Origin of the sequence: Nonomuraea sp. NPDC049709, from assembly GCF_040674815.1 — a bacterium.
GTDB lineage: Bacteria > Actinomycetota > Actinomycetes > Streptosporangiales > Streptosporangiaceae > Nonomuraea.
The window spans coordinates 51,836-74,812 of sequence record NZ_JBFANM010000055.1 but is presented as its reverse complement, the minus strand read 5'-3'; the positions used below and the strand labels follow the sequence as shown (position 1 = coordinate 74,812).

Below are 22,977 nucleotides of genomic sequence, written 5' to 3'. Positions count from 1 at the left end.
CCCGGACCTCTTGGTCCGCCCGCGCTCAGCTTCGCCGCTGGCCGTGCAATCACGCTCGAACGGCAATGGACCATCACAAGTCAGGCGCCCCTCTAGCCGGAATGGCGATCGTGGCCGCATGAATGCGCACTATGAAGAGGCGCAGCAGTTCTACGCGCGCCAGATGCAGCTGCTGGACTCCGGGGCCACCGACGAGTGGGCCGGCACGTTCGCCGCCGACGGCGTCTTCGAGGTCGGCGACATGGTGGTCCGCGGGGCGGACAACATCGCCGAGGCCGCACGCAAGACGGCCAAGGAGTTCGCCGACGCCGACATCACCCGCAGGCACTGGATCGGCATGCTGGCCGTGGACCCGCACCCCGAGGGGCTGAGGGCACGCAGCTACGCGCTGGTGCTGGAGATCACCGCCGGGGGCGACGTGGTGCCGCGGCGCAGCACCGTCTGCACCGACCTGCTGGTCGGCTCGGCGGACGGCTGGCGCGTCAAGCACCGGCGGGTCACCCGGGACGGGATCGACCCGGCATGAGCCTGAACCTGGGTTACTCGATCCGGTCGCGGCCGGACGGCCGGCTGACGGAGCGCATCGTCCGGTCCATGCTGGCCGACGACTGGCCGGCGGAGTTCTGGGCCTGGTTCACCGAGCGGTCCGCGCAGACCACCCACCACGTGGAACGGGCCTCCCTCGACGAGCTGCCGGGCTGGAGCCGCGACCCGGGTACGGGCGACTACGGCCACCACAGCGGCAAGTTCTTCCGCGTCACGGGCATCGACGTGACCATTCCCGGCGCGCCCGTGCCGCACTGGAGCCAGCCGATCATCGTGCAGCCCGAGATCGGCATCCTCGGCATCCTGGTCAAGGAGTTCGACGGGGTGCTGCACTGCCTGATGCAGGCCAAGTTCGAGCCGGGCAACGCCAACGGGCTGCAGCTGTCGCCCACGGTCCAGGCCACGCGGAGCAACTTCCAGCGGGTGCACCGGGGCAAGGCCGTCCCCTACCTCGACTACTTCCGCGACTGCGCCCGCCACCGGGTGCTGGCCGACGTGCTGCAGTCGGAGCAGGGGGCCTGGTTCTACCAGAAGTGCAACCGCAACATGATCGTGGAGGTCGACGAGGACGTGCCGGTGGGCGAGAACTTCCGCTGGCTCACCTTCGGCCAGCTGCACCAGCTGCTCGGCGTGGAGAACCTGATCAACATGGACGCGCGCACGGTGCTGTCGTGCCTGCCGTTCACCGGCCTCGACCGGCACCCGCTGAGCGACGCCCCCGAGGACGACTTCCACCTCGCGCTGACGCGCTCGTGCAGCGGCGCGGAGGGCAGCCTGCACGCGATGCCGGAGATCCTCAGCTGGATCACCGGCATCCGGGCGCAGTCGGAGGTGCGCGCCAAGGTCGTGCCGCTGGCCGGGATGCCGCACTGGCACCGGGCCGGGGGCCGGATCTCGCACGAGAGCGGGCTGTTCTTCGACGTGATCGGCGTCGACGTGACCACCGGGTCCCGCGAGGTGACCGGCTGGAGCCAGCCGATGATCGAGCCGTGCGGCAACGGGATCGTGGCCTTCGTCGTCCGCCGCATCGACGGGGTGCTGCACGCGCTGGTGCACGCCAGGGTCGAGCCCGGCTACGTCAACGTGGTGGAGCTCGCGCCCACCGTGCAGTGCACCCCGGAGAACCTGCGCGTGCTGCCGCCGCAGGCCCGGCCGCGGTATCTGGACGTGGTGCTGAACGCCCCCGCCGAGCAGGTGCGCTACTCGGTGGCGCTGTCGGAGGAGGGCGGGCGCTTCCTCAACGCGATCAACACGTACGTGATCGTCGAGGCGGACGTGGACGACGACGCCGACTACCGCTGGATGCCCCTGCACCAGCTGGTCGACCTGCTGAAACACAGCAACTACCTGAACGTCCAGGCCCGCAGCCTGGTGGCCTGCCTGCAGAGCCTGTCCGCGCCGTCCGTCGCCGCCAAGGTCAGAAGGTGAGTCCTGATGCGCGTCCTGTTCACCACGTTCGCCGCACCCTCCCACTTCTACGCCCAGGTCACCGTGGCCTCGGCCCTGAGCACGGCCGGCCACGAGGTGATCGTGGCCAGCCAGCCCGACCTGATCGACACGATCACGGCCGCCGGCTTGACCGCCGTGGCCGTCGGCCCGCAGCTCGACCTGGAGCCCGAGACGCAGCAGGCCACCTCCAGCTTCGCCGGTGACCGCAACCTGGGCGGGCTGGCGATGAGCAACTCCAGGCACGATCCCTTCCCGTGGGAACGCGGGCTGGGCATGTTCAGCGCGATGACCGCCTTCGTCTTCCAGAACGTCTGCTCCGAGCAGATGGTCGACGACCTCGTCCGGCTGGCCCGCGACTGGCGGCCCGACCTGGTCGTCTGGGATCCGCTGACGCTGGCGGGACCGGTCGCGGCCAAGGCGGTCGGCGCGGCGCACGCGCGGCTGCTGTTCGGCCCCGACCAGATGGCCCGTAACCGGCTGGCCTTCCGCGCGCTGCTGGACGAGCGGCCCCCCGAGCTGCGGGACGACCCGCTGGCCGAGTGGCTGGTCTGGTCGCTGGCCCGCCAGGGCGTACGCCTCGACGAGTGGGACGAGGAGCTCGTGTGCGGCCAGTGGACGATCGACCCGACCCCGGCCTCCATGCGGGCGCCGCTCGGCCTGCACTACGTGAACGTGCGGTACGTGCCCTACAACGGGCGCTCCGCCCTGCCCGGCTGGCTGCGCGAGGAGCCCCCGTACCCCAGAAGGGTCTGCCTGACCCTGGGGGTCTCGCTCGGCGAGGTCGAGGACGGCGGGACCGTGGCCGCGGGCGACCTGATGGCCGCGGTGGACGGGCTGGACGTGGAGGTCGTCGCCGCGCTCCCCGCGGAGTTGCGGGAGCGGCTGGGCACGATGCCGCAGAACGTGCGCGCGGTCGACTTCGTCCCGCTCAACGCGCTCCTGCCGTCATGCGCCGGGATCATCCACCACGGCGGCTCGGGCACCTTCATGACCGCGCTGGCGCACGGCGTGCCGCAGCTGGTCGTGCCCGACCTGATGTGGGACTCCAAGGAGAAGTCGCTGGCGCTGACCGCCAGCGGGGCCGGCCTGGTCATCCAGGACCAGGAGAAGCTCTCCCCCGACCATCTGCGCGAGCGGATCACCACGCTGCTGGACGATCCCGCCTACACGGCCGGAGCCGCGCGGATGCGGACGGAGATCGTGGGCACGCCCAGCCCGAACGACATCGTGCCGGTACTGGAACGGCTGACCGCGTTGCGAAGAGGATGAGGAGAGATCGATGGACCGGACCGTGATCGTCACCGGTGGTGGGTCGGGCATCGGCCGCGCCACCGCGCACGCCTTCGCCGAGCAGGGCTGCGGCGTCCTGATCGTCGGCCGCGACGCCGGCGCGCTCAAGGAGACCGCCGCCCCGTACGACACCGTTCACCCGCTGGAGGCCGACCTGACCGCGGACGGCGCCCCCGAGAGCGTCGCCGCGGCGGCCATGGAGCGCTTCGGCCGGGTCGACGTGCTGGTCAACAACGCCGGGATCGGGATCTTCGGCGGGCTCGGCAGCCTCGGCCGGGCGCAGGTCGAGGCGCAGGTCGCCACGAACCTCGTCGCGCCGATCCTGCTCACCCAGGCGCTGCTCGGCCCGCTGACCGCGGCCCGGGGGGTGGTGGTCAACATCGGCTCGGCCGGCGCCCTCGGGCTGCGCTCCTGGCCGGACAACGCGGTGTACGGCGCCACCAAGGCCGGGCTCGACCTGCTGACCAGGTCGTGGGCCGTGGAGCTCGGCCCCCGCGGGATCCGCGTGGTCGGGGTGGCGCCCGGCGTGATCGACACCGCCGCCGGGGTACGGGCGGGGATGCCCGAGGCCGCCTACGCCGCCTTCCTGGACGGCATGCGCTCGCGGGTGCCCACCGGCCGGATCGGCACGCCGGAGGAGGTCGCCTGGTGGATCACCCAGCTCGCCTCCCCCGAGGCCGCGTACGCCAGTGGCGCCGTCCTCGCCGTCGACGGCGCCCTGTCCGTCACATGACCGTCCGTCACATGACGTCCGTCACATGACGTCCGTCACATGACCGACAGACACGTGACCGCCGGCGAGCCCACGCCGGCGGTCACGTGATCGTCAGCGTGGGCTCGCACCGACGCGGCTCTCGGCGTAGTCCTTGGCCGCGTTCAGCGTCAGCATGCTGTTACCGCTCAGCGCCTTGCGCGCCAGGTCGCGGGCCTGCGCCACGGTTCCCTGCGCGCCGAGCACGTCGGTGACCCGGTCGGCGGCGATGCCCACCGTGTGCGCCGAGGTCACCACGGTGCTGTCGCCGTCCGGCCGCACCGTCCACCGGCCGGTGTGCAGCGACAGCAGGGGCGGGGTGCGCAGCTGCTTGTAGACGATGAGGTGGTCGGGGAAGCACACCCGCACCGAGGTCGTGGTGTGCGTCGACCCGTCGCGCGAACGCGTCTCCATCTCCATGAGCTGCAGGTTGGGCGTCTCCTCGGTCACCGTGATCCCGGCCACGTGGGTCAGCCGCTCGTGCCACAGGTCGGCGCGGTGGAGGAACTCGTAGACGCCGGCCGCCGATCCCCGCACGGTCACGGAGTCCTCGAAGGTCATGAGCCGGTCACCGGGGCTCTCCACGGCGCGGCGCAGGGCGGCCAGCTCGGCCTCGCTGTTGCGGTTGACCGCGTTGGTGATCCACCTCACCGACGCGCGGTCGTCGTCGGCGGCGCGGAAGTCGTGCGTCAGCCGTACCCGCGTGCTCCCGCGGCCGTCGGGCTCGACGATCCATTCGCCGCCCATCGCTGCCACGGGGTGCGACGACTTCTCCTGGCGGAAGCGGATGCGCAGCCTTTCGCGGTCGAACTCCCGCCGGGACGTCCAGCCCTTCGGCTTGCCGTTGGCGGTCGCCCAGATGCGGATGCGTTCCTCGTGGTCGTCGTGCGAGAGCAGCTCGACGTGCACGGTGGGCGGGAAGACGGCCGGCCACGTGCCCGCGTCGGCGAGCACCGCGTACACCGCCGCCGGCTCGGCGGAGACGGTGATCTGATGTTCGGTCTCGTGGATGGCTGACGTCGCCATGGGTCTCTCCGGTCTCTCAGTAGTTCCCTAGTCCGCCGCAGACGTTGATCGCCTGCGCGGTGATCGACGCGGCCGTGTCCGAGACCAGGTAGCGCACCATCCCGGCGACCTCCTCGGGTGTGGAGTAGCGGCCGAGCGGGATCTTGTTCTCGAACCGGGCGAGCACCTCCTCCTCCGTGGTCCCCCAGAAGGCCGCGTACCGCTGGCGCACCCCCTGTGCCATCGGCGTCTCGACGTAGCCGGGGCAGACGGCGTTGACCGTGATGTTCGTCTTGGCCAGCTCCAGCCCCAGCGCCTTGGTCAGGCCGACGATCCCGTGCTTGGACGCCGAGTACGGCGCGGCCAGCACGACCCCCTGCTTGCCCCCCGTCGAGGCGATGTTGACGATGCGCCCCCGCCCGTGCTCCAGCATGCCGCCGGTGGTGAGCGCCGCCCTGGTCACCCGGAAGGCGCCGTTGAGGTTGGTCTCGATGACGTCGAGCCACAGCTCGTCGGCGATCTCGGCGGTGACTCCGCCGCCGCCGCGGCCGGCGTTGTTGACCAGGATGTCGATCGGGCCGTAGCGGTCGCGCGCCGCGCGGACCAGCTCCTCGATCGCGGCGGGGTCGCGTACGTCGCACGCGGTCCCGTCGACGTCCATCCCGGACTCGCGCAGTTGCTTGACGGTCAGCGCGACCGCGTCGGCATCCCGCGCGCAGAGGAACACCCGGGCGCCGTCACCTCCGAGGGCGCGGACGATGGCCAGACCGATGCCGCTGGTACCGCCGGTGACCAGCGCGTGGGGGCCTTGGTCGGACATGAGTTCTCCCTTCGGTCGGCGTCAGAGTCGCACCGCCCGCTCGAATGGCGGTGGACGACCTGAGTTCGAGCGCGCCCCAAGAGACGTGGCGCAGCGTCGTGCTGAACGGACAACGCTGTCGACCGAGGAGCACGAATGCCACACGTCACTTTCGTGAACAGGTTCCTGCTGCATGCGCCGGCGGAGGAGTTCGAGCGCGTGTTCGCCGCCACGTCGGAGTTCATGGCCGCACAACCGGGCTTTCTGTGGCACATGCTGCTGCGGCCCCTCGAATCGGACCAGGACGGCCGCTACGTGAACGTGGCGGCCTGGCGGGACGCGCAGGCGTTCCGGGCCGCGGTGGCGCATCCCGGCTTCGGGCCGCACGCCGCCGCGCTGCGCGAGCTGGCCACCAGCGAGCCCGCCCTGTACGAGACGCGCCAGACGCGCACCGCCGTCACGGAGCCGGCATGAGCAGGGCCGGCGGGAACGGGGCCGGGACGAAGGGAGCCGGCGCGGGGAGGCGCGTGGTGATCACGGGGCTCGGCGTGGTCGCCCCGGGAGGCATCGGGGTCAAGCCGTTCTGGGACTTCCTGCTGTCCGGCGCCACCGCCACCCGGACGATCAGCACGTTCGACCCGTCGCCGTTCCGTTCCCAGATCGCCGCCGAGTGCGACTTCGACCCCGAGCTGGCCGGGCTGTCCGCGCAGGACGCCGACCGGCTGGACCGGGCGGCCCAGTTCGCCGTGGTCGGCTGCCGCGAGGCGGTGGCCGACGCGGGGCTGCGCATCGACGAGGCCGCCGCGCACCGGGCCGGGGTCGCCCTCGGCAGCGCTGTCGGCTGCACGCAGAAGCTGGAGTCCGAGTACGTGGCCATCAGCGGCGGCGGCGCGACCTGGGAGGTCGACCACACCCGGGCCTCCAGCCACCTCTACGACTATTTCGTGCCCAGCTCCATGGCGGCCGAGCTGGCCTGGGCCGCCGGCGCGGAGGGGCCGGTGTCGATCGTGTCGGCGGGGTGCACCTCGGGCATCGACGCGGTCGGCTACGCGGCCGAGCTGATCCGCGAGGGCACGGTGGACGTGATGATCTCGGGCGGCACCGACGCGCCGATCGCGCCCATCACCGTCGCCTGCTTCGACGCGATCAAGGCCACCTCCAGCTACAACGACGACCCGGCCACCGCCTCGCGGCCCTTCGACCGCACCCGCAACGGGTTCGTGCTGGGCGAGGGCGGCGCGATCCTCGTGCTGGAGGAGGCCGGGTCGGCCCGGCGGCGGGGGGCACGCGTCTACGCCGAGATCGCCGGGTACGCCTCGCGCAGCAACGCGTACCACATGACCGGCCTGCGGCCCGACGGCGCGGAGATGGCCGCGGCGATCACCGCGGCGCTGGACGAGGCCCGCTGCGACCCGTCCGAGATCTCCTACGTCAACGCGCACGGCACGGCCACCAAGCAGAACGACCGCCACGAGACCGCCGCGTTCAAGCGGGCGCTCGGCGCGGACGCCTACCGGGTGCCGATCAGCTCGATCAAGTCCATGATCGGCCATTCCCTGGGCGGGATCGGCTCGCTGGAGGTGGCGGCCAACGCGCTGGCCGTGGCCCATGACGCGATCCCGCCCACCGCGAACCTGCGCGAGCCCGACCCCGAGCTGGACCTGGACTACGTGCCGGTGACCGCGCGGGAGCAGCCGGTCGGCACGGCGCTGACCGTGGGCAGCGGGTTCGGCGGTTTCCAGAGCGCCATGGTGCTGCGCGAGTTCGAGGGGTGAGCCGATGACCGACGTGATGGTGACGGGGGCGGGAGTGGTCGCCCCCAACGGGCTCAGCCCCGGCGACTACTGGACGGCCGTGCTGAACGGCCGCAGCGGGATCCGGCCCACGACCGCGACCGGCCCGGTCGCCTCACCCGCGCCGCTGAGCGGGCAGGTGGATGCGTTCGTGGCCAAGGAGCACCTGCCCGGTCGGCTGCTGCCGCAGACGGACCCCATGACGCGGTACGCGCTGTTCGCCGCCGGCCGGGCGATCGAGGAGTCCGGGGTCGAACCGGACGCGCCGCTGGACATGGGGGTGATCACCGCCAGCGCCTCGGGCGGCTTCGACTTCGGCCAGCGCGAGCTGCAGCACCTGTGGAGCGAGGGGCCCGACCACGTCAGCGCGTACATGTCGTTCGCCTGGTTCTACGCGGTCAACACCGGCCAGATCTCGATCAGGCACGGCCTGCGCGGGCCCGTCGGCGTGCTCGTGACGGAGCAGGCGGGTGGCCTGGACGCGGTCGCGCACGCCCGGCGCAAGGTCGTCGCGGGCGCGCGGCTGATGGTGACCGGCGGCATGGACTCCTCCCTCTGCCCGTACGGCCTGGCCGCCCAGGTGCGCTCCGGCCGGTTGAGCACGGGCTCCGACCCGGCCACGGCCTACCTCCCGTTCGATCGCCGCGCGCGTGGCCATGTCCCCGGCGAGGGCGGCGCGATGTTCACCCTGGAAGAGGCGGACGGGCAGGGCCGGCGCGGGTACGGCCGGATCGCCGGGTACGGCGCCAGCTTCGACCCCCCGCCGGGCTCGGGACGCCCGTCCACCCTGGTCAGGGCCATCGAGACGGCCCTGAGCGACGCGGACGTGGCGCCGGCCGACGTGGCGATGGTGATCGCCGACGCCGCCGCCGTGCCCGAGCTCGACGTGGCGGAGGCGGAGGCGCTGGCGGCGGTGTTCGGGCCGCGCGGGGTCCCGGTGACCGCCCCCAAGACGCTGACCGGGCGGCTGTACTCGGGGGCCGGGCCGCTGGACATCCTCACCGCGCTGCTCGCGCTGCGCGACGGGGTGGTGCCGCCGACCGCGAACGTGACGGACGTCGACCCGGAGCTGCCCGTCGACCTCGTGCTCGGCGCGCCCCGGCCGGCTTCGGGCACCGCCGCGCTGGTGGTGGCCAGAGGGTTCGGCGGGTTCAACAGCGCGATGGTCGTGCGCGCATGAGCGGCGAGCTGTACATCTCCGGCTGCGGGACCTGGCTGCCGCCCGCCGTGCCGGTGCGGGAGGCGCTGGCGTCGGGCGAGTGCGAGGCCGCTCTGGCGTCCTCGACGGGCATGGCCGCGGTGGCCACCGCCGGCAAGGAGACGGGGCCCGAGATGGCCGCCCGCGCCGCCCGTACCGCGCTCGACCGGGCCGGGGCGGGCCCGGCCGACATCGACCTGGTCCTGCACGCGAGCCTGTACTTCCAGGGGCACCACCTCTGGGCGCCGGCCTCCTACGTGCAGCGGGTCGCGGTCGGCAACTCCTGCCCCGCGATGGAGGTCAGGCAGGTCTCCAACGGCGGGATGGCCGCGCTGGAGCTGGTCCGGCGCTACCCGGGCACGGGCGCGCTCATCACGACCGGCGACCGGATGACCCCGCCGGGCTTCGACCGCTGGCGCAGCGACCCGGGCACGGTCTACGCCGACGGCGGCACGGCTCTGGTGCTGTCGCGCTCGGCCGGGTTCGCCCGGCTGCGCAGCCTGACGACGGTCTCCGACCCCGCGCTGGAGGGCATGCACAGGGGCGGCGACCCGTACGGGGACCCGTCGCCGGACGAGCAGCCCACCGTCGACCTCGGCCTGCACAAACGCAACTACGTACGCGAGATCGGCACCGCGGCGACGGCCGCGAAGGTGCGCGCGGGCCAGGAGGCCGCCCTGTACGGCGCGCTGGACGCGGCGGGCGCTGAGCTGGCCGACATCGACTGGTTCGCGCTGCCCCACCTGGGCCTGCGCCGGCTCAAGGCCGCCTACTTCACCGGGTTCGGCATCGAGCCCGAGCGCACCACCTGGCCGTGGAGCAGGCACGTCGGGCATCTGGGCGCGGGGGACCCGATCGCCGGTCTCGACCACCTGGTGTCGACCGGCGCGCTCCGGCCGGGCCGGCTGTGCCTGCTGGCCGGCGTCGGTGCGGGCTTCACCTGGTCCTGCGCGGTCGTGGAGATGCTGAGCCGCCCCTCGTGGGCGCCGGAGGAGGAGAGGTCCTGACATGGAAGCGGTCCTGCTGATGTTCCCCGGGCAGGGGTCCCAGCACCCGCGGATGGCGTGGGGGCTGTACGGCGAGGAGCCCGGGTTCACCGCCGCGATGGACGAGGTGTTCGCGGCCTTCGGCGAGGCGGGCGCCGAGTTGCGCCGCGACTGGCTGAGCGAGCGCCCGCGGGTGCCGCTGGACCACGTCACCCGTTCGCAGCCGCTGCTGTTCGCCATCGACTACGCGCTCGGCAGGACCCTGCTGGAGCGCGGGGTGCGGCCCTGGGTGATGCTGGGACACAGCATCGGCGAGATGGCCGCCGCCGTGCTCGCCGGGGTCTTCACCCTGGCCGACGCGGTGGCGCTGGTACGCCAGCGGGTCCGGCTGCTGGCGGCCTCGCCGCCCGGCGGCATGCTGGCGGTCTCGGCCGGGGTGGCGGCGCTGGAGGGCCTGCTGACCGAGGACGTCGTGGTGGCGGCGGAGAACGCGCCGCGGCAGACGATCGTGGCCGGGCCCAGCGAACCGCTGGCCGAGGTGGAGCGGGCGCTGCGGGCGGAGGGTTTCACCTGCGCCCCGGTGCCCACGCTGATCGCCTTTCACAGCCCCTCGCTCGCGGCCACCGTCCCACCGGCCGTGGAGAGCTTCGCCGGCACGCCGGTGGGCGCGCCGCGGATCCCCCTGTACTCCGGGTACGCGGCCCGGCCGATGACGCTGGAGCTGGCGGCCGATCCCGGCTACTGGGCCCGGCACCCGGTGGCGCCGGTGCGGTTCTGGCCGGCGCTCGACGAGATCCTGTCCACCGGCTCCCCGGAGGACGGCGTGGTCTGCGTCGAGGCCGGCCCCGGGCAGGGGCTGAGCACGATCGCGCGGCGGCACCGGGCCGTGCGCAAGGGGCCGGGCAGGGTGGTGCCGCTGCTGCCCGCCCGGGCGGGTGGCCCGGAGGCGGGCCCGGAGGCGGGCAGGGCGGCTGACAGAGCGGCGTTCGCGACCGCGCTCACCGCTCTACCGGGTGAGGCGGGCCGTGACGAAGCGGACCGGCACGTCGATGACGAGCGGCCCGCTCCCCTGGCGTAGCGCGTCGAGCCCGGCGATGAGGCGCTCGCGCAGCTCGGCGGCCTGAGGCTCCGGCAGGTGCTGCCACAGCAGCCGCATGCCCTGGGTGTGCGACCAGTCGACCCACTGCTCGGCCGTGGCGGCGGTCATCCGTACCGGCTCGTCCAGCACGACGACTTCGTCGAAGCCCGCCCGCTCCAGCGTCGCCGCCAGGTCCGCCGGATGCTCGAGCCAGCTGTTGAAACGGCGCACCAGCGATTCCGGCTGCCATTCCGGCGGCAGGTGACGGAGCAGCTCGGGAGAAATGAGCGGGGTGAACTCGGGTGGCAGGAACGGAAACTCCCCGGTTTTGAAGACGGGGCTGGTGAAAGCCAGCCGCCCGCCGTCGGCGATTAGCCCGGCATATCGCGAGAGCGCCGCCGGGGCGTCCGGCAGGAAAATGATGCTGTAGCCGCCCTGCACGACGTCGAAGGACCGGGCGGGCAGCTCCGGCCTTTCTCCGTCCATCACCCGCGCCTCGGCATTGCCCAGGGCGCGGGTCTCGATCTCCTCGCGCACCTCGGCGACCATGGCGGGGGCCAGGTCGATGCCCAGCACGTGACCGCTCGGGCCCACCTTCTCCGCGGCCGGGAAGAGGCTGGCCCCCCGGCCGCATCCGACGTCGAGCACGCGTTCGCCGGGGGCGGGCGCGGCCAGTTCGACCAGCCGCCGGCCCATGGGGGTGAAGAACTCGACCCCCATCTTGTCGTACTTCGCCGCCGCGGCGTGAAAGACGGTTGCGATCTGTTGTTTGTACGTCGATGTGTCCACGCATACCCAGTATTCGAGCAGCCCTGGAGAACCGGTTGAGAACGGGTGTAGTCACATTGTCCGAACGAACGCCGGGCGCAAATAATCAAAGAGAGATTTCCCCATTGGAGCGGAGTAAGTGATGAGTCAGCAGATCGCCACCGTCCGCCGCATGGTCAACGCCTACAACACCGGTGAAACCGGCGATGTCGCGGAGTACATTCACCCCGAATATCTCAACCCCGGCGCCCTGGAGCACTACCCGGACGCGCGCGGCCCGGAGGCGTTCGCCGGCGCGGTCAAATGGCTGAAGTACGCCTTCTCCCCCGAGGCGCACCTGGAGGAGGTCGGCTACGAGGAGAACGGCGAATGGGTCCGCGCCAAGCTGGTCCTCTACGGCCGCCACGTCGGCAACCTCGTCGGCATGCCGGCGACCGGCCGCCGCTTCTCCGGCGAGCAGATCCACCTGATCCGGATCGTCGACGGCAAGATCCGCGACCACCGCGACTGGCCCGACTACCTGGGCACGTACCGGCAACTGGGCGAGCCCTGGCCGGAGAACGGCGGCTGGCGACCCTGATGAAGGACCTCGAAGCGCTCAGGACGCTGATCCGCCTGGGCAGTCTGCACACCCCGATGGCGGTGCGGGTGGCGGCCACGCTGCGCCTGGTCGACCACATCCGGGCCGGCGCCACCAGCGCGGGAGAGCTGGCGGAGCGGACCGGCACCGACCCCGACGCGCTGGCCCGGCTGGTCCGCCACCTGGTGGCGATCGGCGTGCTCCAGGAGAGCGCGCCGGGCCGGCTGGCCCCGACCGAGGTGGGACTGCTGCTCGCCGACGACCACCCGGCCGCCCAGCGGGCCTGGCACGACCTGAACCAGATCGTGGCCAGGGCCGACGTCGGATTCGTCCGGCTGCTCGACGCCGTCCACACCGGCCGCCCGACCTATGCCGACTTCTATGGCAAGACCTTCTACGACGACCTGGCGGACCGGCCCGACCTGCGCGAGTCGTTCGACACGCTGATGGCCTGCGACCAGGACGTCGCCTACGACGCCCCCGCGGCGGCCTACGACTGGAGCGGGGTCCGGCACGTGTGCGACGTCGGCGGCGGCACCGGCGGGTTCGTGACCGCCATCGCCCGCCTCGCCCCGCACGTCACGGCCACCGTCGTGGAGCTGCCCGGCACCGCGGCCGCCGCCCGCGAGCACCTGGCCGCGGAGGGGCTGACCGAGCGCGTCGAGGTCGTCGAGGCCGACTTCTTCAAGCCGCTGCCCTGCGCGGCCGACGTGATGATCCTGTCGTTCGTGCTGCTCAACTGGCCGGACGAGGAGGCCGTACGCATCCTGGAACGTTGCGCCGAGTCGCTGGAGCCGGGCGGCCGGATCCTCGTCTACGAGCGCGACGACCTGGAGGAGAGCTCGAGCAACGAGCTGTTCACCGAGCTCGACCTGCGGATGCTGGTGTTCCTCGGAGGCCGGCTGCGCACCCGCGACGCCTGGTGGGACCTGGCCGCGCGGGCCGGGCTGGACGTGGAGGCCGTGCACCGGCTGCCCTCCCCCACCATCCCCTTCGACCTGTCCCTGCTCGTTCTCGCTCCTGCCGGGGAGGCCCCATGAGCACGCGCATGATCACCAGCGGCGACGTCACCCTGTGGAGCGAGGGCTTCGGCGACCCCGCCGACCCGCCCATGCTGCTCGTCGCGGGCGGCAACCTGTCGGCGATGTCCTGGCCCGACGAGTTCGTCGAGCTGCTCGCCGCGCGCGGGCACCACGTCATCCGCTACGACCACCGCGACACCGGCCGCTCGTCCCGCGTCGACTTCGCGAGCCATCCCTACACGTTCGACGAGCTCGTCCTGGACGCGGTCGCCGTGCTGGACGCGTGGGAGGTCGCCGCCGCGCACGTCGTCGGCATGTCGCTGGGCCACACCATCGGCCAGCTGCTCGCCCTCGACCATCCCGGGCGGCTGCTCAGCCTCACCGTCATGCTCGGCGGCGCGCTGGACGTCGACTTCGACGCCGCCATCGAGCACGCCACCGCCGGGCGGCCGTCCGCCGACGGCCTGCCACCGCCCACTCAGCGCTTCCTCGACGTGATCGCGCTGATGTCGCAGCCGGTGGACGGGCCGGAGGCCGAGCTGGAGCGCAGGGTCGAGAAGTGGCGGCTGCTCAACGGCGCGGACCTGCCGTTCGACGACGAGGAGTTCCGCCGCCGCGAGCTGCGGGCCATCGCGCACGCGGGCACGTTCCAGGAGCCGATCACGCACCACCTGATCGCCCAGCCGCCGGTCTCGCGGGGGGCGGAGCTGGCCGGCGTGACCGTGCCCACGCTGGCGATCCAGGCCGTGCACGACCCGGCCGCGCCGCCGCCGCACGCCCGCCACGTCGCCGAGCTGATCCCCGGGGCGCGCGTACGGGAAATGCCGGGGATGGGGCACGCGCTCGCCTCCGCCGTCCACCTGCCCCTGGCCGCGGCGATCTGCGAGCACACCCACCAAGCTGCCCATCAGGTCATCACGGGAGGAGCACCACGATGACGACCACCACGATGACACCCGTCTCGGAGAGCGAGCTCGGCCGCCACCTGCTGACGATCCGCGGCTTCCATTTCGTGCTCGGCGCCCTCGGCGACCCCTACGCGCGGCTGCTGCACGGGGACGGCGACGGCACGGACGCCATCGGCGACGAGATCCGGCAGCGCGGCCCGCTGTACCGCAGCGAGCTGGGCCCCTGGGTCACGGCCGACGCCGAGGTGGCCGCCGCGCTGCTGCGCGAGCCCCGGCTGGACACCGGCCACCCGGGCGCGGGCCAGGACCACGTGCGGGAGAACCTGTGGGAGACCTGGCGGACCTGCCACGTCACCCCGCTGAGCGGCACGCCGCTCACGCTGCCGCTGGCCGAGTACGCCAGGCTCGCCCGGCTCAACGACCCCGTGCTGGGTCCCCGCGTCGCCGGCTCCTGGCGCGCCGACGTCCGGCGCGCGCTCTCCACCGTGCTCGACCCGCTCGGCCCCCGCTTCGACCTGGTCACCGACCTGGCCGGACCCGCCGTCGCGGCGGCCCTGGCCGCAGTACTGGGCTTCCCGGACCCGGCGGCCGCCGAACTGGCCACGCTGCTGCCCCGGCTCGGCGTCGCCCCGGACTCCGTGCTCTGCCCGCCCCGCCTCCCGGTGGCCGGCGAGCTGGCGGAGGCCGCCGCCCGCGCCCGCGAGCTGGCGCGTGACCTGGTCGAGGAGCGGGCGGCCGGCCCTCGGGACGACGCGGTCAGCGCCCTGCTGGCGACCGGCCACGACCGGGCCGACGTGACCCAGGTCTGCCTGCTGCACCTGGTGGCGGGGGCCGGGATCGCCACCGCCACGCTGTCCGGCGCGGTCGTGGCGCTGCTCGGCCACCCGGACCGGTGGGCGGCCCTGCGGCAGGACCCAGGGCTGGCCGCCGACGCCGTCGAGGAGACGTTGCGGTGGGCGCCGCCGGTGCGCATCGTCAGCCGGATCGCCCAGGAGCCGATCGCGATCGCGGGCCAGGAGATCGACGCCGACGACCACGTGGTGATCCTGGTCGGCGCCGCCAACCGCGACCCCTCGGCCGGCCCCGACCCCGATCGCTTCGACCCGGCCAGGAAGAACGCGCTGAACCTGTCGCTGACCGGCGGCGGGTACGAGGAACTGGTGGCGCCCCTGGCCCGGCTGATCGCGACCGAGGCGGTGCGGGGCGTGGCCACCCGGCTGCCCGGCCTCAGGACCGACGGAGCGCTCCTGCGCCGCATGCGCTCGCCCGTGGTGCAGGCCGTGCTGAAGCTGCCGATGTCGACAGGGGGATGACGATGCGTGTGTTGATCACGGCCTTCGCCATGGACGCCCATTTCAACGGGATGGTGCCGCTGGCGTGGGCGCTGCGTACCGCCGGGCACGAGGTCCGGGTGGCCAGCCAGCCGAGGCTGGCGGACAGCATCACCAGCGCGGGGCTCACCGCCGTGCCGGTGGGCGGCGACCATCAGGTCGAGCAGGTGATGGCGGCGGCCGCCCCCGGCGTGTTCGCGCTGCACCAGAACCCGGACTACCTGGAGGGCCGCTCCGAGCTCCTGGACCTGGCCTTTCTCGAGGCCTCGACCACGATGCTCACGGCCACCTTCTACTCCCAGATCAACAACGACTCGATGATCGACGACCTGGTCGGCTTCGCCCGCTGGTGGGAGCCCGACCTGGTGATCTGGGAGCCGTTCACCTTCGCGGGGGCGGTCGCGGCACACGTCACCGGGGCCGCGCACGCCCGCCTGCTGTGGGGGCCCGACCTGTTCCTGCAGGCGTACCAGCGGTTCCTGCACCTGCTGGCGCCGGAGCCCGCCGAGCGCCGGGACGACGCCATCCGAGAGTGGCTGACCTGGACTCTCGGCCGTTTCGGGTGCTCGTTCAGCCCCGAGGTGGTCACCGGGCAGTGGACGATCGACCAGATGCCCGCCAGCGTGCGGTTCGATCTGGACCAGCCGCTGGTGCCCATGAGGTACATCCCGTACAACGGGCCGCTGCCGGCCGTGGTGCCGCCGTGGTCGCAGTCCGCCCCGGACCGGCCCCGCGTGTGCGTCACGCAGGGCATGACCGCGCGCACGACCGGCTTCTCCGGGCTGGACGCGGTGGCCGAGCTGCTGGAGTCGGTCGCCGAGCTCGACGTCGAGGTGATCGCGACGGTGAAGGAGAGCGACGGCCTGCGCCCGCTGCCCGGCAACGTGCGCGTGGTGGACAACATCCCGCTGCACGTGGCGCTGCCGGACTGCGCCGCGGTGCTGCACCACGGGGGCGCGGGCACCTGGGCGAGCGCGGCCTTCTACGGCGTGCCGCAGCTGAACCTGGCCTGGCAGTGGGACGACGTCTACCGCGCCCGGCAGATGGAGAAGCTGGGCGCCGGCATGTACCTGCCGCCCGGCCCGGCCCGCGAGGCGTGCAGCGTCCGGGACAGCCTGGCCCACCTGCTGGGGCAGAGCTCGTTCCAGGACGGCGCGGCCCGCATCCGTGACGAGATGCTCGACTGCCCCACGCCGAACGAGGTGGTGCCGACGCTGGAGGACCTGACCGTGGCGCATCGCCGTTCCCGGATGAGCCCGCACCCTTGCTGATGAACGGCTGCTGATGAACGGCGAACATGTGAGTGAGGAGCAGTTCCGCCGGGCGCTGGCCGGGCACGCGGCCGGGGTGGTGGTCGTCACCGCGGCGGTGGAGGACGTGCCGGTCGGGCTGACCGCCACCTCGTTCTCCTCGGTCAGCCTGCGGCCGCCGCTGGTGTCGTTCTACATCGGCCAGTCGTCGTCCACCTGGCCGTGGCTGCGCAAGGCGGACCGGTTCGCGGTCAACGTGCTGGCCGGGGACCAGGCGGACCTGGCCGCCCGCTTCGCCGGCGCGAACGGCGACCGCTTCGGCCCGCCGACGCTCTGGCGTACCGACCACCTGGGCACCCCGCTGCTGGACGGCGTGGCCGTGCACCTGACCTGCTCCCCGTACACCACCGCGGACATCGGCGACCACGTGCTGGTCGTCGGCCTGGTCACCGGCACGCGGATCGCCGAGAGCGGGGAGCCGCTCCTCTACCACCAGGGACGCTTCGGGCAGTTCACCCCGGACGGCCGGTAGACCCGGCCGGTCAGTAGATCCAGCCGGATTCCCTGGCGATGCGGATGGCGTCGATGCGGTTGCGGGCCTTCAGCTTGTTCACGATGACCGTCAGGTAGTTGCGGACGGTCCCCGGGGAGAGGTAGAGGCGGCCGGCGATCTCCTTGGCCTCGTCGCCCTCCGCGGTGAGCTGGAGGACCTCCAGCTCGCGCTCGGTCAGCGGGCAGCCGATGGAGCCCCACGCGGCCAGGGTGACGTCGGTGTCGAAGACCCGGTGGCCGGCCGCGACCCGGCGGATGGCGTCGGCCAGCTCCTCGGGTGACGACTTCGTCAGCATCAGCCCGCCCAGCCCCGCCGACAGCGCCTGGCGCACGGTGGGGAGCTTGGCGAGGCTGCTGAGCAGCAGGGTCTCGCAGTCGGGCAGGTTCTCCTTCACCTCGACCGCCGCCTCCAGGCCGTCCTTGCCGTGGATGTCGGCGTCGATGACCGCGACCTGCGGGTTCTGGTGCTTGGCCGTGGCGACGATCTCCTTGCTCGCGGGCCCCGCGCCGACGACCTCGATGTCGGCCTCGAGGTCCAGCAGGGCGACCAGCGCGCCTCGGAGCATGTCCATGTCTTCGGCGATGATGACTCGGATCACGTCGTCTCTTCTGGCGGACATGTCGGTGACCTTCACTGCGGGAGGTTGTCGTGTCGGAAGCGCGGGCGTACGGCGCTGGCCAGCGTACGCAGCGTGGCGGCCAGGACGGGCCTGGTCTGCTCGGGCTCGATGATCTCGTCGGCCGACAGCCGCTCGGCGGGCAGGTGGGGAGCCATCACCTCGCGCTCGTAACAGGCCATCAGGTCCTGGCGGGCGGACGGATCCCGGCCCAGCTCGCGCCGATAGACGATGTCCACCGCCCCCTCGACGCCCATGACGGCCATCTGGGCTCCCGGCCAGCAGAAGACCGCGTCGGCGCCCAGCGACTTGGAGTTCATCACGATGTACGCCCCGCCGAACGCCTTGCGCAGCACCACGGTCAGTCGCGGCACGGTCGCCTCGGAGAAGGCGTACAGCAGCTTGGCGCCCTTGCGGATCACGCCGTTCGACTCCTGCTTGGTGCCGGGCAGGAAGCCCGAGGTGTCCACCAGGGTCACCAGCGGCACTCCGAACGCATCGCAGAGACGGACGAATCGTGCGCCCTTCTCGGAGGCCGAGATGTCCAGGGCGCCGGCCAGGGCCTGCGGCTGGTTGGCGACGATGCCCACGGAACGCCCCTCGATGCGGGCGAACCCGATGACCAGGTTGCGGGCGAAGCGCGCCTGCAGTTCGAGGAAGCTGCCGCGGTCCACGATCCCGCCGATCACCTGGCGGACGTCGTAGGCGGTGCGCGGGTTGCGTGGTAACACGGGAAGGGGTCCCGGCCCGACCGGCTCCCCCATGGGCACCTCGGACCAGCACGAGTCCGGCAGGTACGACAGGACCTGGCGGGCCAGGTCCATCGCCGCCGCGGAGTCGTCCGCCACCAGGTGGACCACGCCCGACTGACGCGCGTGCACCTCGGATCCGCCGAGCTCGCCCGGCGTGACGTCCTCGAAGGTGACGGCCTTGACGACCTGCGGCCCGGTGAGGAACATGTGCGCGCTCTCGCGCAGCATGATGACCACGTCGGTCAGCGCGGGCGAGTAGACCGCTCCCCCGGCGCAGTTGCCGAGGATCAGGCTGAGCTGCGGCACCCGGCCGGAGAGCTGGGCGTTCGCCCGGAAGATGGCCCCGTAGCCGTCCAGCGCCGCCAGACCTTCCTGGATGCGGGCGCCGCCGGAGTCGAGCAGCCCCACCACCGGGATCCTGGCGCGTTCCGCGCGCCGGAGGGTGCCCACGATCTTCGCGGCGTGCATCTCTCCCAGAGAGCCGCCGAGCACGGCCGAGTCCTGGGCGAAGAGCCCGATCGGGCGGCCGCCCACGGTCGCGTTCCCCGTCACGACCCCGTCGCCGACGGGCCGTTTGGCCTCCATCCCGAAGGCGGTGACCCGGTGCCGTGCCCGGCTGCCGAATTCCAGAAAGGAGCCCGGGTCGACCAGCATGTCGATGCGGCGGTGGGCGTCGATGTCGCGAATCGGCTGCGCGACTGAGGTCATCACATACTCCAAATTGCAGCCGTGAATTATCCGGGCATTTCTCTGATCTCCAGGAATGCAATACAAACATTCACGTTCGGGCATGTCAACCGACATGAATGCGCCGATTCAGGCACCGGCGAAATACGCGGTAGCACTGCCTGCACATTTGATTGGCATTTGATGCCGATTAGAGGTCGGGGGCGTCGTCCGTCGCGGCGTCGTCCAGGGTCGTCGCGATCCAGTCGACCAGCGGCAGCTCGGCCGCCTCGGCGGCCTGCGACCAGCGTTCGGCGCGCTCGGAATCCAGCGGGATGACCACCTGTGCCGGATTCCGCTCGCCGCCCCCGCGTAATCTCCGGCGTTCCCGGAGTTCCCGGCGGAGACGTTTCACCGACCATTTTTCCTTTTCCGCTCGGGCCAGCCAGTCGTCCTGGTCCTGCTCCGGCAGGGAAGCCGTCTCGGCGTGGTGCTGGAGGCTCAGCGTGTCCCGTCGACGGGACACCGGGAATTTCCGCGCCACCCACGCGTAGTTGCGCAATGTCTGGTAGTCGAGGGCGGTCTCCTCGATCACCATCCGGTAGCGGTCGGGGAATGTCCGTTCCCCGTACAACAGCCAATCCCCCAGCCACCACGCCGAGGAGTCGGTGATCCGCTTCAGGTGCCGTCCGATCCGGCCCCAGGATTCGAGGGTCAGCCCCGTGGGAATGCGCAGCTCGACGGTTCCGGCCTGGATACCGGCGTCCATTCCGAGCGGCCCTCGGCCGGGCCGCCGTCCCGGCCCGATGCCATTGGGCGAGCCGGCCGGCCGCGGCAAGCCGTCCTGATTCCCCGGCTGATTGTTGAAACTCGAATCCATGGAGGTTAGTTTCTCCTTAGCGAGGAATGTCGCCGCACGTTTCCCCGCGGCCCGTACCCCCATGACGGCATCACATGCCCGCAGGCGAATATCACGATCCGCACGCGTCAATGCGAACAGTGACAGTCGCTGGTCGCGCGGCCGTGGCCGCCCCGTCCGGCGCGGCTTTCTCTGTCCCTGGCGGTAAAGGCGATGACGATCGAGTGACTTTCGAGTACACCGGCAGCGGTGACCCCGCGCGCACGCTGGCGCTGCTGTGGCGCACGGCCGAGCCGGTCGGGCGCAGGGGGAAGTCCGAGCTGAGCGTCGGCCGCATCGCCCGAGCCGCGATCGAGGTGGCGGACGAGGAGGGCCTGGACGCCCTGTCCATGCGCCGCGTCGCCGAGCGCCTGGGCGTGGGCACGATGTCGCTCTACACGTACGTGCCGGGCAAGGCCGAGCTGTTCGACGTGATGCTCGACCTCGTCTACGGCGAGGCGCACCGGAGCGGGACCGGGGGCGGCTGGCGGGCCCGCCTGGCCCGGATCGCCAGGGAGAACCGGGAGCTGCACCTCCGCCACCCCTGGCTCCTGCGGGTCGCCACCAGCCGGCCGGCGCTGGGTCCGAACGCGCTGGCCAAGTACGACCACGAGCTACGCGCGATCGACGGCATCGGCCTGACCGACCTGGAGATGGACGCCGTCCTGACGCTGATCAACGGCCTGGTGCACGGCATGGCCGGCCACGACGCGGGGCAGCCGGGCCATCCGTGCCGCTCCTTCGAGTTCGCCCTCGCCCGCGTCCTGGACGGCATCGACGCCCTGATCTCCAGGAGGTGAGGGCGTCAGTGCGCGTTCTTGTTCCGGTAGAGGTGCACCGCCAGCGGCGCGAACACCAGCGTGGTGATCGCCGCGATGATCAGCGCCCACATGACGTCCCAGAACCCCGCCGTGCCGTGCATCAGCGTGCGTGACGCCGTGGCCGCGTGGCTGATCGGGTTGAGCTGCACCAGCGTCTGCGTCCACGACGGCATGGTCTCCGGCTGGACGAAGATGTTGCTGGTGAACACCAGCGGATAGATCACGATCATGCTGGTGCCCGAGACCCGCTCGGGGACGCTGGCCACGACGCCGATCGCGGCGAAGATCCAGCTGATGCTGAAGCCGAAGACGATCAGCACGGCCATGGCCGCGAGCACGCCCGTGATCCCGCCGGCCGGCCTGAAGCCGAGCAGCAGCCCCAGCCCGACGGTCACCGAGAGGGCGATCACGTAGCGGACGATGTCGCCGACCAGGTTGCCGGCGATGGTCGCCGGCTGCCAGAACGGCAGCGTCCTGAACCGGTCGAAGACGCCCTTGTTGATGTCGGTGTTGATCGCGGTGCCGGTGTAGACGGTCATCAGGATGACGCTCTGCACGGCGATGCCCGGCAGGAAGAACTGCAGGTATTCCTGGGTGGAGCCGGCGAAGGCCCCGCCGAACATGTAGGTGAACAGCAGCAGGAAGATGATCGGCAGCAGCAGCATGTCGATGAGCTGGGCCGGGAAGTGCTTGAACGCCATCGCGCCGCGCCACAGGTGGGTCACCGTGGCAGAGAGCGCGCTCGCCCGCGGCGGGCGCTCGCGCACCGACACCGCCGCCCTGACCGGGTCCTCGACTCGCTGGGTGGACTGTGTCATGCCTTGCTCTCCTCCCTGACCGGCGTGTCGTCGGCCTTGTGTCCGGTGAGCGTGAGGAACACCTCGTCGAGGCTGGGCTGCCGCACGGCGAACTCGACGGTCTCGATCGACGCCGTGGCCAGGGCGCCCAGGGCGGGGATGACCCGTGCGCTGTCGTCCACCCTGGCCGACAGGCGGGCCGGGTCGGTCTCGAGGTGCACGGGCACGTCGAGCTCGCGCCCGAGCAGTTCCTGCGCCCTGGGCCGCAGCTCGGGCTCGCGCAGCTGCACCTGGAGGGCGATCGAGCCGACCGACGACTTCAGCTCGCCCGTGGTGCCCTCCGCGATGACCCTGCCGTGGTCGATGACCGCGATGCGGCTGGCGAGCTCGTCGGCCTCCTCGAGGTATTGAGTGGTGAGCAGGATCGTGGTGCCGGAGGCCAGCAGCGCCTTGACGATGTCCCACACCTGGTTGCGGCTGCGCGGGTCCAGCCCGGCCGTGGGCTCGTCGAGGAAGAGCAGGTCGGGGGTGACCACGATGCTGGCGGCGATGTCCAGCCGCCGGCGCATGCCGCCCGAGTAGGTGCTGACCAGCCGGTCCCCGGCGTCGGTCAGCTCGAAGGCCCCGATCAGCTCGGCGGCTCGCTCCCTCGCGCGCTGCCAGCCGTAGCCCTGGAGCCGGCCCATGAGGACCAGGTTCTCCGTGCCGGTGAGCGCGTCGTCGACCGAGGCGGCCTGCCCCGTGACGCTGATGCGCCGGCGTACGGTGTCGGACTCGCGGACCACGTCGTGGCCGAAGATCGTGGCGGTGCCGCCGTCGGGGTAGAGCAGCGTCGCGAGCATGCGGATTAACGTTGACTTCCCAGCACCGTTGGGGCCGAGGACGCCGTAGACGACACCGGACGGGACCATGAGGTCGATCCCGTCGACGGCCTTCGTCTCGCCGAAGCTCTTCCGCAGGCCCGCGGTTTCTATAGCTGGCGTGCCGTTATTCCTCATGCTTCCGACGATAACCCGGCAGCGCGGTCAGTTCCTGACCGCATTGTCCGGCGCAGCCGATTTCTCCAGCGATACTCAGCGGAAACTCGACCAAATAATCCGACCCTGGGATTCCGTTCGAG

The 22,977-nt window shown here is 72.0% G+C and carries 24 protein-coding genes; 16 read left to right on the top strand and 8 right to left on the bottom strand.

Going from position 1 to position 22,977, the window contains the following annotated elements:
• Positions 1-118 precede the first annotated feature (118 nt).
• From AB0J69_RS41855 to AB0J69_RS41840, 4 genes are read left to right on the top strand one after another with little or no spacing between them, the layout of a single operon-like run.
• Complete coding sequence (locus AB0J69_RS41855; RefSeq protein WP_364129810.1) at positions 119-526, top strand: nuclear transport factor 2 family protein; 408 nt, start codon at positions 119-121, stop codon at positions 524-526.
• A complete protein-coding gene (locus AB0J69_RS41850; RefSeq protein WP_364129808.1) occupies positions 523-1,974 on the top strand; it encodes an NDP-hexose 2,3-dehydratase family protein in 1,452 nt (483 codons plus the stop codon). Before AB0J69_RS41855 ends, AB0J69_RS41850 begins: the two co-directional genes overlap by 4 nt.
• 6 nt (positions 1,975-1,980) lie before the next feature.
• A complete protein-coding gene (locus tag AB0J69_RS41845) occupies positions 1,981-3,264 on the top strand; it encodes an activator-dependent family glycosyltransferase (RefSeq protein WP_364129805.1) in 1,284 nt (427 codons plus the stop codon).
• A 10-nt stretch (positions 3,265-3,274) separates the two neighbouring features.
• Positions 3,275-4,018 (top strand): SDR family oxidoreductase, encoded by a 744-nt coding sequence (locus AB0J69_RS41840; RefSeq protein WP_364129802.1) that lies wholly within the window; start codon positions 3,275-3,277, stop codon positions 4,016-4,018.
• Between the two features lie 93 nt (positions 4,019-4,111).
• Here AB0J69_RS41840 and AB0J69_RS41835 read toward each other — a convergent pair whose 3' ends face one another.
• On the bottom strand, positions 4,112-5,062 hold the full coding sequence (locus tag AB0J69_RS41835; RefSeq protein WP_364129799.1) for an aromatase/cyclase: 951 nt from the start codon (positions 5,060-5,062) through the stop codon (positions 4,112-4,114).
• Between the two features lie 16 nt (positions 5,063-5,078).
• Positions 5,079-5,861, bottom strand: a complete 783-nt coding sequence (locus tag AB0J69_RS41830; RefSeq protein WP_364129797.1) for an SDR family NAD(P)-dependent oxidoreductase — start codon at positions 5,859-5,861, stop codon at positions 5,079-5,081.
• Positions 5,862-5,996: 135 nt separating this feature from the next.
• On the opposite strand from AB0J69_RS41830, the gene AB0J69_RS41825 reads away from it, so the two are divergent.
• Genes AB0J69_RS41825 through AB0J69_RS41805 form a run of 5 tightly spaced genes read left to right on the top strand, consistent with a single transcriptional unit; the run spans position 5,997 to position 10,895 of the window.
• A complete protein-coding gene (locus AB0J69_RS41825) occupies positions 5,997-6,314 on the top strand; it encodes an antibiotic biosynthesis monooxygenase family protein (protein ID WP_364129794.1) in 318 nt (105 codons plus the stop codon).
• Positions 6,311-7,615, top strand: coding sequence for a beta-ketoacyl-[acyl-carrier-protein] synthase family protein (locus AB0J69_RS41820; RefSeq protein ID WP_364129791.1), 1,305 nt, complete (start codon positions 6,311-6,313; stop codon positions 7,613-7,615). The genes AB0J69_RS41825 and AB0J69_RS41820 overlap by 4 nt, the downstream gene beginning before the upstream one ends.
• Before the next feature lie 4 nt (positions 7,616-7,619).
• Positions 7,620-8,813 carry a ketosynthase chain-length factor gene (locus AB0J69_RS41815; protein WP_364129788.1) on the top strand — a complete coding sequence of 398 codons (1,194 nt, stop codon included), beginning with the start codon at positions 7,620-7,622 and terminating at the stop codon, positions 8,811-8,813.
• The gene (locus AB0J69_RS41810) at positions 8,810-9,838 is read left to right on the top strand and encodes a ketoacyl-ACP synthase III family protein (protein WP_364129786.1); all 1,029 of its coding nucleotides are present in this window, start codon (positions 8,810-8,812) and stop codon (positions 9,836-9,838) included. The genes AB0J69_RS41815 and AB0J69_RS41810 overlap by 4 nt, the downstream gene beginning before the upstream one ends.
• Position 9,839: 1 nt before the next feature.
• Entirely contained in the window at positions 9,840-10,895 is a 1,056-nt protein-coding gene (locus tag AB0J69_RS41805; protein ID WP_364129783.1) for an acyltransferase domain-containing protein, read from the top strand.
• Here the strand turns inward: AB0J69_RS41805 and AB0J69_RS41800 are convergent.
• Positions 10,824-11,684, bottom strand: coding sequence for a methyltransferase domain-containing protein (locus AB0J69_RS41800; RefSeq protein ID WP_364129781.1), 861 nt, complete (start codon positions 11,682-11,684; stop codon positions 10,824-10,826). The genes AB0J69_RS41805 and AB0J69_RS41800 overlap by 72 nt on opposite strands.
• Positions 11,685-11,805: 121 nt before the next feature.
• Between AB0J69_RS41800 and AB0J69_RS41795 the strand changes: the two genes are divergently transcribed.
• The 6 genes from AB0J69_RS41795 to AB0J69_RS41770 are packed head-to-tail and all read left to right on the top strand — an operon-like array spanning position 11,806 to position 17,286.
• Positions 11,806-12,243, top strand: a complete 438-nt coding sequence (locus AB0J69_RS41795) for an ester cyclase (RefSeq protein WP_364129779.1) — start codon at positions 11,806-11,808, stop codon at positions 12,241-12,243.
• Complete coding sequence (locus AB0J69_RS41790; protein ID WP_364129776.1) at positions 12,243-13,283, top strand: methyltransferase; 1,041 nt, start codon at positions 12,243-12,245, stop codon at positions 13,281-13,283. Before AB0J69_RS41795 ends, AB0J69_RS41790 begins: the two co-directional genes overlap by 1 nt.
• Complete coding sequence (locus AB0J69_RS41785) at positions 13,280-14,203, top strand: alpha/beta fold hydrolase (protein ID WP_364129774.1); 924 nt, start codon at positions 13,280-13,282, stop codon at positions 14,201-14,203. The genes AB0J69_RS41790 and AB0J69_RS41785 overlap by 4 nt, the downstream gene beginning before the upstream one ends.
• Positions 14,200-15,486, top strand: coding sequence for a P450-derived glycosyltransferase activator (locus AB0J69_RS41780; protein ID WP_364129771.1), 1,287 nt, complete (start codon positions 14,200-14,202; stop codon positions 15,484-15,486). Before AB0J69_RS41785 ends, AB0J69_RS41780 begins: the two co-directional genes overlap by 4 nt.
• Before the next feature lie 2 nt (positions 15,487-15,488).
• Positions 15,489-16,775 (top strand): activator-dependent family glycosyltransferase, encoded by a 1,287-nt coding sequence (locus tag AB0J69_RS41775; protein WP_364129769.1) that lies wholly within the window; start codon positions 15,489-15,491, stop codon positions 16,773-16,775.
• Between the two features lie 13 nt (positions 16,776-16,788).
• Entirely contained in the window at positions 16,789-17,286 is a 498-nt protein-coding gene (locus tag AB0J69_RS41770) for a flavin reductase family protein (protein ID WP_364129766.1), read from the top strand.
• A gap of 10 nt (positions 17,287-17,296) precedes the next feature.
• Here AB0J69_RS41770 and AB0J69_RS41765 read toward each other — a convergent pair whose 3' ends face one another.
• The 3 genes from AB0J69_RS41765 to AB0J69_RS41755 all read right to left on the bottom strand — a co-directional run bounded on the left by AB0J69_RS41765 (position 17,297) and on the right by AB0J69_RS41755 (position 20,284).
• Complete coding sequence (locus AB0J69_RS41765) at positions 17,297-17,926, bottom strand: response regulator transcription factor (protein WP_364129763.1); 630 nt, start codon at positions 17,924-17,926, stop codon at positions 17,297-17,299.
• Between the two features lie 11 nt (positions 17,927-17,937).
• Positions 17,938-19,383, bottom strand: a complete 1,446-nt coding sequence (locus tag AB0J69_RS41760) for an acyl-CoA carboxylase subunit beta (RefSeq protein WP_364129761.1) — start codon at positions 19,381-19,383, stop codon at positions 17,938-17,940.
• Between the two features lie 169 nt (positions 19,384-19,552).
• A complete protein-coding gene (locus tag AB0J69_RS41755) occupies positions 19,553-20,284 on the bottom strand; it encodes an LmbU family transcriptional regulator (protein ID WP_364129759.1) in 732 nt (243 codons plus the stop codon).
• Between the two features lie 140 nt (positions 20,285-20,424).
• On the opposite strand from AB0J69_RS41755, the gene AB0J69_RS41750 reads away from it, so the two are divergent.
• The gene (locus AB0J69_RS41750) at positions 20,425-21,039 is read left to right on the top strand and encodes a TetR/AcrR family transcriptional regulator (protein ID WP_364129757.1); all 615 of its coding nucleotides are present in this window, start codon (positions 20,425-20,427) and stop codon (positions 21,037-21,039) included.
• Between the two features lie 5 nt (positions 21,040-21,044).
• Here AB0J69_RS41750 and AB0J69_RS41745 read toward each other — a convergent pair whose 3' ends face one another.
• Both AB0J69_RS41745 and AB0J69_RS41740 read right to left on the bottom strand, forming a co-directional pair.
• Entirely contained in the window at positions 21,045-21,878 is an 834-nt protein-coding gene (locus tag AB0J69_RS41745) for an ABC transporter permease (protein ID WP_364129754.1), read from the bottom strand.
• Positions 21,875-22,855, bottom strand: a complete 981-nt coding sequence (locus AB0J69_RS41740) for an ATP-binding cassette domain-containing protein (protein WP_364129751.1) — start codon at positions 22,853-22,855, stop codon at positions 21,875-21,877. The genes AB0J69_RS41745 and AB0J69_RS41740 overlap by 4 nt, the downstream gene beginning before the upstream one ends.
• Positions 22,856-22,977 lie beyond the last annotated feature (122 nt).